General features: G+C 37.1%; 7 protein-coding genes. 2 read left to right on the top strand and 5 right to left on the bottom strand.

The features are described from left to right. Positions 1 to 197: 197 nt before the first annotated feature. From KKG99_09705 to KKG99_09695, 3 genes are all read right to left on the bottom strand, one after another. Positions 198 to 938 carry a succinate dehydrogenase/fumarate reductase iron-sulfur subunit gene (locus tag KKG99_09705; protein MBU1013272.1) on the bottom strand — a complete coding sequence of 247 codons (741 nt, stop codon included), beginning with the start codon at positions 936 to 938 and terminating at the stop codon, positions 198 to 200. Between the two features lie 81 nt (positions 939 to 1,019). Beyond that, a complete protein-coding gene (locus KKG99_09700; GenBank protein ID MBU1013271.1) occupies positions 1,020 to 2,939 on the bottom strand; it encodes a fumarate reductase/succinate dehydrogenase flavoprotein subunit in 1,920 nt (639 codons plus the stop codon). Positions 2,940 to 2,977: 38 nt separating this feature from the next. After that, positions 2,978 to 3,667 carry a succinate dehydrogenase cytochrome b subunit gene (locus KKG99_09695; protein ID MBU1013270.1) on the bottom strand — a complete coding sequence of 230 codons (690 nt, stop codon included), beginning with the start codon at positions 3,665 to 3,667 and terminating at the stop codon, positions 2,978 to 2,980. Between the two features lie 200 nt (positions 3,668 to 3,867). Here KKG99_09695 and KKG99_09690 point away from each other — a divergent pair, with 200 nt between their 5' ends. Together KKG99_09690 and KKG99_09685 are read left to right on the top strand one after the other, a co-directional pair. Next, a complete protein-coding gene (locus tag KKG99_09690) occupies positions 3,868 to 5,163 on the top strand; it encodes an aminopeptidase P N-terminal domain-containing protein (protein MBU1013269.1) in 1,296 nt (431 codons plus the stop codon). 168 nt (positions 5,164 to 5,331) lie between these two features. Beyond that, positions 5,332 to 6,723, top strand: coding sequence for an aminopeptidase P family protein (locus KKG99_09685; protein ID MBU1013268.1), 1,392 nt, complete (start codon positions 5,332 to 5,334; stop codon positions 6,721 to 6,723). 261 nt (positions 6,724 to 6,984) lie between these two features. Here KKG99_09685 and KKG99_09680 read toward each other — a convergent pair whose 3' ends face one another. Further along, entirely contained in the window at positions 6,985 to 10,113 is a 3,129-nt protein-coding gene (locus KKG99_09680) for a glycosyl hydrolase (protein MBU1013267.1), read from the bottom strand. 185 nt (positions 10,114 to 10,298) lie between these two features. After that, positions 10,299 to 11,819: hypothetical protein (locus KKG99_09675; GenBank protein ID MBU1013266.1), on the bottom strand; the 1,521-nt coding region annotated here is incomplete at its 5' end.

The raw sequence follows: 11,819 nt of genomic DNA, 5'->3' as shown, positions 1-11,819 counted from the left end.
TATTATTAGTTTAATAATTTCCCAGATATGGCGTATAAAAAGAGCTAATAGAGTCCCAAGAAGTGAGATCCTTTAATCAATTATGCCGATAAAAAATTAGCACTTAATAATAAAAGAAAAAGTAAGCCGGTCCAAACAAGAAAAGAGGTTGTCTCACTAGTCTGAGACAACCTCTTTTTATTTTAAAAATTAAATTATTAAGTCAATTTTGCGCTTAGGAATTCCCGGTTCATACGGGCGATATTCTCAACCGAAATCCCTTTGGGGCATTCAGCTTCACAAGCATAGGTATTGGTGCAATTGCCGAATCCAAGTTCATCCATTTTCGCAACCATGGCTTGTACCCTTTCCTTGGCTTCAATTTTACCTTGCTCTAAAAGTGCAAATTGAGAAACTTTCGCTGAAACAAATAACATGGCCGAAGCATTTTTACATGCAGCTACACAAGCACCACAGCCAATACAGCTCGCCGAGTTCATTGCTTCATCGGCATTTTCTTTTTTAACAAGTATGGAATTTGCATCTTGTGCAGATCCGGCATTGATCGATATAAAACCACCGGCCGACATGATTTTATCAAAGGCATTTCGATCGACAATTAAATCTTTTAGTATAGGAAATGCTTTTGCTCTAAACGGTTCAATCACAATGGTGGCCCCATCTTTAAACGATCTCATGTGAAGCTCGCACGTAGTAGTTTTTTGTTCAGGTCCATGAGGCTGCCCATTTATATATAAGCTGCAACAGCCACAGATTCCTTCGCGGCAATCGTGCTCAAAGGCAACCGGTTCATCGCCACTTCTAATTAATTTATCATTTAAGGCATCCAGCATTTCAAGGAATGACATTTCTGTTGAAACTTCATCCAGATCGTAATTCACAAATTTACCCTTTGCCTTTGCGTTTTTTTGTCGCCAGATTTTTAGTTTTACTTTCATATTTTAAAGATTTGAAGACTTTAGATGTTAGATATTAGACTAGAATAACTGGTCTAAGGTCTAGCGTCTTGTATCTAAATTCTACTTATAACTTCTTTCTTTTACTTCAATAAATTCATAATTCAAAGGCTCCTTGTACAATTTAGGAGCTTTATCATCACCCAGATATTCCCAGGCGGCCACATATGCATAATTGGCATCGTCACGTTTCGCTTCTCCGGTTTCGGTTTGACTTTCTTCGCGGAAGTGGGCTCCACACGATTCTTTTCGGTTAAGCCCATCGATGATAATTAGTTTTGCAATTTCGAAGAAATCGGCAATTCTCCCTGCTTTTTCAAGCTCCTGGTTAATTTCATCTTCTCCACCCGGAATTTTAAGTTTTTGCCAAAATTCGGCTTTGAGTTCTTCAACCAGTTTCAGGCCTTTTTTCAATCCTTCTTCATTTCTCGACATTCCACTGTAATCCCAAAGGATTTTACCTAAACGTTTATGGAATGAAGTGGCTGTTTCGGTACCATTAATTGCAAATAGTTTGTTTAATTTATCATGAACAGATTTTTCTGCTTCATCAAACTCGGGTAAGTCGGTTGAAAAGCGAGGTGTTTTAATTTCATCCGCTAAATAATTACTGATGGTATAAGGAAGAATGAAAAGTCCATCTCCGGCACATTGCATCAACGAACTTGCACCAAGACGGTTAGCTCCATGATCCGAGAAGTTTGATTCACCAATTGCAAATAAGCCCGGAACAGTAGTCATTAAGTTATAATCAACCCATAAGCCCCCCATGGTATAATGACCAGCAGGATATATTCGCATCGGTTCATTATATGGATTCATACCGGTAATTTTTTCGTACATCTCGAATAAATTACCATATTTATTTTCGATAGATGCTTTACCTTGCTTGGCAATTGAATCTTTGAAGTCAAGATTAACCGCTAATCCGGTTTCGCCAACACCATAACCTGCGTCGCATCTTTCTTTTGCCGCTCGTGATGCAACATCACGTGGAACTAAATTTCCAAATGCCGGATATCTTCTTTCTAAATAATAATCTCTTTCGGTTTCCGGAATATCATTGGAATGTCGTTTGTCACCTTTTTTCATTGGCACCCAAATTCGACCGTCATTTCTTAACGACTCCGACATCAAGGTAAGTTTCGCCTGATAATCATTCAATACAGGAATACTTGTTGGATGAATTTGAATAAAGCTTGGATTGGCAAAAAAAGCACCTTTTTTATAAGCACTCCATGCAGCACTGGCATTTGAGTTAACGGCTAGGGTCGACAAATAATAAACTGTACCATATCCACCAGTTGCAAGCACTACTGCATGGGCTGAATGACGCTCAATTTCACCGGTCACAAGGTTCCGGGCAATTACGCCTCTGGCTTTCCCATCAATAACAACAATATCAAGAATATCACGCCTTGGGTACATGGTAACGGTTCCGGCTTTAATTTGACGGCTTATTCCTGAGTACACACCCAATAAGCATTGCTGACCTGTTTGGCCTTTTGCATAAAAGGTCCTCGATACCTGAACCCCTCCAAAAGATCGATTGTCCAATGTTCCACCATATTCACGGGCAAATGGCACCCCTTGAGCCGTTAACTGGTCGATAGTCGCATTGCTAACTTCGGCTGCACGATATACATTTGCTTCACGGGCACGATAATCGCCCCCTTTAATCATATCATAAAAAAGACGATAATCGCTATCTCCGTCATTTTTATAGTTCTTACTGGCATTTATTCCACCCTGAGCTGCTACTGAGTGAGCCCGGCGTGGTGTATCCTGAAAACAAAAAGCTTTAACATTATAGCCCATTTCGCCTAAACTAGAAGCTGCTCCAGAACCGGCCAAGCCCGTCCCGACCATGATTACATCAAGTTTTTTCCTGTTGGCAGGATTTACTAATTTGGCTGTGGCTTTGTACTTTGTCCACTTTTCAGCCAATGGTCCTTCCGGAATTTGTGCATTAAGTTTTGTCATTGTTTTTGATCTTTATATGCTTGCAAAAAAATTATCTTTTATCCATAAATCATAAAGTAAAGCGGAATCATAATGTACCCAATCGGAATAATGATTGAATAAATTTTACCGATTATTTTGATGGTTGGAGTGTATTTTTTATGATTCAAGCCTAAGGTTTGAAATGCTGATTGGAATGCATGATTTAAATGAATTCCTAAGAAAATAAAGGCAACTATGTATAAAACCGAGTATCCAATTTCGTTGGTGAACAGATAAACTGCCAATTCATAAAAATGCTCTTCTTGAGGATGGGCAATATTTGCAATATCGGGTGCAGCAACCAGTCCGAGTTTTATAAAATAAAAATTGTAAAAATGCACGGCTAAAAACAGAAGAATCATAATGCCGGTATAAATGATATACCTTGACATAAAGGAAGTAGTTGATTTACTCCTGACTTTATATTGCTGTTGTCCCCTGGCTGCCCAATTTTGGAATTGTAAAATGACTCCAATTATTATATGGATTAAAATGGCACCCATCAAAACTATTTCAAATACTTTGACAATCCAGTTTGTTCCCATAAAATGAGCTGCTGCAGCAAACATCTCCTGATGATTTTCTGTGATCGGCAGAATGAATAAATTAATTCCCAGGTGTACCATTAAAAACATGATCAAAAATAGCCCGGCAATAGCCGTAGTGACCTTTTTTGTGATTGAGGAAAAAACGTTTTGATAACTCATAATGATTTTTATTTAACAGAAATAATACAATACATTTTGTGAGATAAATCTGATTTTAATTCTTTGAATATTTATTGCTGGCATTTAAGGAAGCAAATTTCTACTTTTGTTGTTAAAATTGATTAACAAATTTAAGTTTTAATTTCAATAATGAAGTATTTTGAATCATATTTTTACTGTTTATAAATAAGGGATTAATAATGAGATATGCACCAATTGATTCAGCGTTTTTTATAACTAACAGAAAGAATTTTTGCGAAAAATTGAAATTAAATTCTGTAGCAATTTATAATTCGAACGATGAATATAACCGAAATGGGGATCAAAATTATCCTTTCAGACAAAACTCTGACTTCTTCTATTTAACAGGAATCGAACAAGAGCAAAGCATTTTGATCCTTGCACCAAATCACCCGGACCTAAAGTTGCGCGAGGTACTTTTCCTCCTTGAGGCTAATGAACAACTCGAAACATGGTTCGGTCATAAACTAACTATAACTGAGGCACAAGAAATTTCAGGCATTAAAACAGTTATGTTAATACCACGATTAGAATTGGTTCTCAATGAAATCATCTTGGCTTCTGAAAACATCTATCTTAATTTTAACGAATATGTAAAATATTCAACAGAAGTTTTGTCAAGAGATCGTCGCTTTGCGGAAAAGCTTAAGGAAAAATATCCTGCTCATAAATTTGAACGATCAGCACCAATCTTGGCTGAGTTGCGAACCATCAAGTCGGATACAGAAATTGCATTGATACAAAAAGCAATCAATATTACCGAAATCGCTTTTAGGAGAGTGCTTTATAAAACCAAACCTCAACTTAAGGAATACGAAGTACAAGCGGAAATTGATTATGAATTTACCCGAAATGGAGCAAACGGACACGCTTATGCACCAATCATTGCCACAGGAATTAATGCCTGCACCCTGCACTATATCGAAAATAATAAAGTTTGTGAAGATGGCGATATGTTGTTAATGGATTTTGGGGCCGAATATGGAAATTATGCTGCCGACCTAACCCGTACCATTCCTGTAAACGGGAAATTTACATCACGGCAGCGAGCCATTTACGATTCAGTTTTAAGGGTTCAAAAGGAAGCTATTAAAATGTTGGTTGTTGGCAATACAGTTGACAAACTTAACAAAGCCGTGAATGGATTAATGCAATCAGAATTGCTTAATTTAGGTTTGATGACCGACGACGAATTCAAAGATCCAATCAAAGCCAGTTCTGTTTTAATTAAATATTTCATGCATGGAACTTCGCATTATTTGGGATTGGACGTTCATGATGTAGGATCAAAATATGAAGAGATGAAAGCAGGCATGGTATTTACCTGTGAACCTGCTTTATATATTAAAGAAGAAGGTATTGGCATTCGATTGGAAAATGATATCTTAGTGACCGAAGAAGGCCCTGTTGATTTAATGAAAAATATACCAATTGAACCGGATGAAATCGAAGCTTTAATGAATCAAAGCAAATAACAAAATACAAGCACCAAATGACAAAAAAAATCCAAAAATCAATTTTCAAATCTCAAAAATAGTTTCTTTAAAACATTGGAACTTGAGATTTATTTGTTATTCGTAATTTGGAGTTTGGAATTTAAATGAAATAAATAATAATCATTAAAAAATCAAAAATAACACAGTATGTTCAAAAAAGACGTTTATATCGACCGCCGAAATCGATTAAAAAAAGAAATGAGTTCAGGCTTAGCTCTAATTTTTGGTAATTCAGAAGCCTCGTACAATTATCCCGCAAATACTTACCATTTTCGTCAGGATAGTGATTTCCTTTATTTCTTTGGATTAGATCATCCGGATTTTGTAGGTGTGATCGACATCGACAATGGTAAAGATTATATTTTTGCCAATGATGTAGATATCGAAGATATTATCTGGATGGGACCTCAGCCAAGTGTGAAATCACAAGCTGCATTGGTTGGCGTTGAAAATACTGCTCCTTACAATGATTTAGCCGATTTTTTAGCCACACAGATAAAGTCAGGAAGAAAGGTACATTTCCTACCTTATTATCGCGGTGACCGTTTGGTGCAAATCAAACAGTTGCTCGGATTATTAACTGCAAGAGTTAAAGATTATGTTTCGGTTGAGTTAGTAAAAGCTGTGATTAAACTTCGTTCAATTAAAGATAAATTTGAAATTGCAGAGATAGAAAAAGCAGTTGACATTGCATACGATATGCATACTACTGCAATGAAAATGGCAAAAGTAGGTGTTATTGAACGTGAGATTGCAGGTACGATGGAAGGCATTTCATTGGCACAAGGCGGGCCGGTTTCTTTCCCGGTTATTTTGACCATTAACGGACAAACTTTACATAATCATTATCACGGCAATACCTTAACCGAAGGCCGCATGATGATTGCTGATGCTGGTGCTGAAACTACCATGCATTATTCAAGTGACATTACCCGAACAACTCCGGTTGGAGGCAAATTTAGTCAGCGACAGAAAGAAATTTATGAGGTGGTCTTAAATGCAAATATGAAAGCCATTGAGCTGATCAAACCCGGTATTGAGTATCGTGAAGTTCATTTGGCTTCATGTAAAGTTATTGCTGAAGGAATGAAAGCATTAGGCTTAATGAAAGGGGACATGGATGCAGCCGTTAAAGCCGGAGCTCATGCTTTGTTTATGCCTCATGGTTTGGGACATATGATGGGGCTGGATGTTCATGACATGGAAGGATTAGGTGAAAACTTTGTTGGTTATGATGAACACACAAAACGCAGCAATCAGTTTGGTACAGCTTATTTAAGATTAGGCAGAAAATTACAACCCGGTTTTGTACTCACTGTTGAACCCGGATGTTATTTCATTCCTGAATTAATCGATAAATGGAAAAAAGAAGGTATCAATGCCGAATTTATCAACTTTGACAAAGTAGAAACCTATAAAGATTTTGGTGGGGTCAGAATTGAAGACGATGTGTTGGTTACTGAAACAGGAAACCGCGTTTTAGGAAAACCAATTCCAAAAACGGTTGCCGAAGTTGAAGCCATGGCCGCTTCGAAATAATGCAAGAACATTGAGCGCAGTCGAAATGTGACTTCGACTGCGCTCAGTCACCACATTATTAAAGGGAAGCCATCCTCAAGAGGATGGCTTCCCTTTTTAATTTATCGGAGATTTATAGCTTCACTCGAAATAGCTTTTTATCAGTAAGTTCGAGTCTCCGCCAAAGGCGGATAACTGTTGAGACCTTATATTAGAATATTATCACATCTCGACATGCTTGGACTAGCTCAGCACAAGTGCTCGAAGTGACCAGTCGTTTTTTTATTTATTCAAGATTACTGCATCCACATCTTTTTCCTTCACCATTTTATTAAACGAAGGAATCTCTGTTTCAAAGACCTCTTTTAATTTATTTAATTCAACATCAATTGCAGCAGTTACTTCTTTCTTAAAAGCAATGGCAGATGCAGTAGGCGGATTATCACCAGTTGATGCCAACGAACTTAAATGCCCTAATTTATTGTTCAATTTAATCGGGAAGTTCAAAGGGTCCTGTCCACTCTGATTCTTTGTTTGATAAAGGGCTTCTTCCACTTCTTTCATTGCTTTAAGGATATTTTTTGCTTTATCGTTTATTTCCTTAAAATCATCCCCTTTCATGTTACCTGTAACCAAATTAATTTGTTTTCGGGCTTCACGGATATTTGTGATGGCATTATTGGTTTCCGATAATTTGTTTCTTACAGATATCAAAAAATCGAATTGGGCTTGTAATTCTGTCATGGAAGCTTCGGTTCTTGGATCCTTCAAAATCTCAAATATTGTTTCACTTATTTCTTCGTTTACTGTAAGTCTGGCTTTGTACCTTCCAGGCAATGCCCTTGGTCCATTCATTGATGCGGCCCAAAGGATCATCCCCTGAAAACTATCCGCACCAGGATACATCATGTTCCAAATAAACCGATTCATACCGGCTTCGATTTCTAATTTTTCCTCTTTGGCTTTTTTATCAGGATTGGTACTAAACTTACTGATCAAATCACCATCTTCTTCAAAAATTTCGAGGCATACTTTGTCTTTTTCCCCTTTTTCTTTTAGATAAAAATGAAGCATAACTCCTCCGGGATGATTTTGACCGGCAGAACTACTTGCTCTTCCTCGGCCTCTTCCACCAACACGCCAACTTGCCGTTGGTTGATATAAATAAAACTTACTGTTAGCCACTTCATCACTAAGTTGATGTAAAGGGGTAGTGTCATCAATTAACCAAAAACTACGACCTTGGGTTGCAGCAATTAAGTTATTGTCTTTTATTGTTAAGTCCGTAATAGGGACAATGGGTAAGTTTAATTGAAAGGTTTGCCAATTCGATCCATCATCAAACGAAATATACATTCCATTTTCGGTTCCGGCATAGAGTAATCCAGCTTTCATAGGATCGGCCCTAACAACTCTGGTGAAATGATTAGGGTCAATTCCTGTTGTGATTTTTTCCCAGGTTTGACCGTAATCCTTTGTTTTATAAAGATAAGGTTCGTTATCGCCTAATTTGTATCGCGTTCCGGCGACATAAGCTCCTCCTTTTACGAACGGATCTGGATCGATGCTATTAAACATCATTAATTCGGGCATCCCCTTTGGGGTAACATTGGTCCACGATTTCCCGCCATCTCTACTCACATGAAGCAACCCATCATCCGATCCAGCCCAAAGTAAATCTTTTTCGTAAGGAGATTCACATGCGGTAAAAATGGTACAATAATATTCAACACTGGTGTTGTCTTGAGTTATTGGCCCGCCAGATGATTTGAGTTTTTCAGGATTGTTGGTGGTTAAATCTGGGCTGATAATTTCCCAGGTATGGCCTTCATCATAGGAAACATGCAAATGATTAGACGCGGTGTATAGCTTTTTTGGATTATTTGGAGAAAAGAAAATCGGGAAATTCCATTGAAAGCGGTATTTCATTCCTTCGGCACCATGACCCATTGGATTGTCGGGCCAAACATTAACTGCTCTGTTTTCACCTGTTCGATGATTCAATCTTTGGATATATCCACCGTAATTCCCTCCATAAACGATATCGTTGTCTAAGGGATCAACAGCAATATGCGCACTTTCAGAACCTGCAGTATTTTCCCAATCCCTTTCACCAATTGATCCACCTGATGTGCGATGAGCAATTCTTACTGTTGAATTATCCTGTTGTGCTCCATAAATTCGATATGGGAAATGATTATCCGTAACAACCCTGTAAAATTGTCCGGTTGGATGATTCTCTGCAGATGACCAATTTTCGCCTCCGGTAAGACTTACCTGGGCGCCTCCATCATCAGCGATAATCATTTTCTGATTATCTTCAGGGGAAATCCATAAATCGTGATGATCTCCATGAGGGGCATTAAATCTTTCGAAGGTTCTCCCTCCATCTTTTGATCGATGATAATTTACGTTTAAAACATACACCATATCGGCATCTTTTGTGTCGGCATAAATACGAGAGTAATACCAGGCACGTTGCCTTAAAGCCCTATCATCATTCAGTTTTTGCCAGTTATCACCACCATCATCCGAGCGATAAACACCGCCGCTTTCATTTTCAATAATGGCCCAGATACGATCTGAATTAACCGGTGAAACCGTAACACCCACAATACCCCATACTCCTTTAGGTAATCCCGAATTTTCAGAAATGTTTTTCCAGGTATCTCCCCCATCCGTACTTTTCCACAAATATGAACCTTCACCTCCACTTTCCAAACTAAACGGAGTTCTTCTGATACGCCAGGTACTGGCATAAAGAATACGTGGATTATTAGGATCCATCATTAAATCAACTGCTCCGGCATTTTCATTCGCAAATAAAATCTTCTCCCAACTTTTTCCACCATCTTTTGAACGGAATACTCCACGCTCTTCTGATGATTTAAATAAATCGCCCATTGCTGCCACATAAATTAAGTCAGCATTTTTTGGGTGTATCCTGATTCTTGAAATATGTCTTGATTCTAAAAGTCCAATAGATTCCCATGTTTTTCCGGCATTAACAGATTTCCACATTCCTGAACCTGACGAGACATTGCCACGAACTGTTTTTTCACCTCCACCCACGTAAAGAACATTATTGTCCCACTCGCTGACAGCAATAGCCCCAATTGAACCTCCAAAATATCCATCTGAAATATTTTCCCAACTATTTCCGGCATCTATGGTTCGCCAAACACCTCCACCTGTAGAGCCAAAATAGTATAGGTTAGGTTTACCCGAAATTCCCGTTACAGCATCTGATCTGCCCCCGACAAAAGGTCCAATCGACCGCCATTCCATGGCATTAAATAGTTTTTCATTATATGAAAATGAAACTTCATTGGTTTTCTTTTTAGCACCGGAAACCTGAATAACCGGTAAAAGCATCATAGCAATAAGAGTTATGCCCAGAATTTTTTTCATGAGAATTAGATTTGATTAACAATTAATTGGGATAAATTTAAAAAAAAATAGGTGTCGTCAAAAATAATTCGATCAACGTTTGATATTATACTATATATAAAATATGTATATTCCTCAAAATTATTAAAGATTTAAGATTTAATAGTGATGAAAATGGATGTTATTTTTACCAGTCCTATACTTTATTATTCATTTAAATTGCTTACAAGCAATTTAAATTTTTTCTCTTCCCGAATCGAATTAAAAGCTGAATCCTCTTTTAATAGTTCTAATCTTTGGAAGCCAAGTTTTAATGCCATTTCCAATGATTCTATTGCATTCCGTTTTTGACCGCTCAATGCATATGCTCGTGCTAAATTATAATGGGCACCTCTATTTTCAGGTGAAATGATTGTCCATAATTTAAATTGCAGTGCGGCTTCTTTATATTGCTTAATACTTAAAAAATCAGAGCCATTCTGAACGAAAGAACTCGTCAAACTCGAGATCAATCTGGAAGCCATTAATCTTTTATTTTCATTTTTGTTTTTCTCCAATCTGTTCAAATAACTTATTTGATTTCCCCACCAAATAAGATTACTATCCGCCAGATTTCCTTCAAACCTATTTTGACTCATTGCAGTTTGGTAAGAATCAATCAACATATTTTCCTCATTCCGAATTTTCCCCCATTCTGATTGTTCATTCAAATACGCCTTGGTTTGTTCAATTTTTTCAATTTCTTGTTGAAAACCAGAAACATCAAAATAACTTGAAAAATCGATGGTAATATAATTATAAATTTTTACGGTTTCGGCTAATTTGCCTTCATTAAATAACTGCTTTCCCAGCGAAGTGCATTTCAGAAATTGATTATTAATAAAAGTAGTATCAAGTTCAATAATTTTCTCATTCATTGCTTGCAATTCCATCCATTCAACCGCATCATTCAGCAATTCCTGACTTGGCCATATATGCCCTGCATTAAATGTTTGAATTTGAGAAATCATCCCTATTTTTTTGAAATAATCTTCCATCTCAAGCATTTCCAAATAATTCATGTCTGCATTACCCACCAATCCATAATATACAAAAGCAGATTTAGAAGTAGGACAATATTCTTTTAAGTTTGGAAATCCAGCACCACACCCGATGACTCCCTTTACATTTCCTGATAGAACTGCTATGGCCATTGCGCCCCTAGAACCACCTGAAAATCCACAAACATATCTTCTATCCTGATTAACAGAGAAACGGGTTTCTACATCCTCAGCCATAAATTTGTTTGCCTCAAACATTTCACCCCAATCACCATTATGGGAATTATAGGAGCTCGCTAAAATATAACCATAGTGATCGGCAGTTTTTTTTAAGCTATCCAGAGGCATCTTTGCACGAGCACCTGGTTCTAATATATATATGACCGACCATTCTTTGTTTTCATTATAGTTGATTGGTAAATAAAGAGCGTATCGCTGACTTGAGTCTTTTTTACAGAAAATGGTATCAACAATCTGACCCTGAGGATAAGGATTTGATTTTGAAACACTAAAGGATAGGGCGTTTTTATTAATAAAAAACAACAAAAATACAGATAAAATAATAATTCTATTTTGATATCTCAAGCGGTAATTTTTCATTTTAAATAAGCTTGTCAAACAATAATACCAATTTTTAATCATAAAAAAAGAATAGTAATAACAATTAGATGCCAAAGAGAATAAAGT

The organism is Bacteroidota bacterium (assembly GCA_018816945.1).
In the GTDB taxonomy this organism is placed as follows: domain Bacteria; phylum Bacteroidota; class Bacteroidia; order Bacteroidales.
This window is presented reverse-complemented; position numbering and strand designations above follow the sequence as displayed.

Bases quoted from the DNA above. Each gene is read 5' to 3' on its own strand.
- KKG99_09690 (MBU1013269.1), top strand. From the start codon at position 3,868: ATGAGATATGCACCAATTGATTCAGCGTTTTTTATAACTAACAGAAAG.
- KKG99_09705 (MBU1013272.1), bottom strand. From the start codon at position 938: ATGAAAGTAAAACTAAAAATCTGGCGACAAAAAAACGCAAAGGCAAAG.
- KKG99_09680 (MBU1013267.1), bottom strand. From the start codon at position 10,113: ATGAAAAAAATTCTGGGCATAACTCTTATTGCTATGATGCTTTTACCG.
- KKG99_09695 (MBU1013270.1), bottom strand. From the start codon at position 3,667: ATGAGTTATCAAAACGTTTTTTCCTCAATCACAAAAAAGGTCACTACG.
- KKG99_09685 (MBU1013268.1), top strand. From the start codon at position 5,332: ATGTTCAAAAAAGACGTTTATATCGACCGCCGAAATCGATTAAAAAAA.
- KKG99_09700 (MBU1013271.1), bottom strand. From the start codon at position 2,939: ATGACAAAACTTAATGCACAAATTCCGGAAGGACCATTGGCTGAAAAG.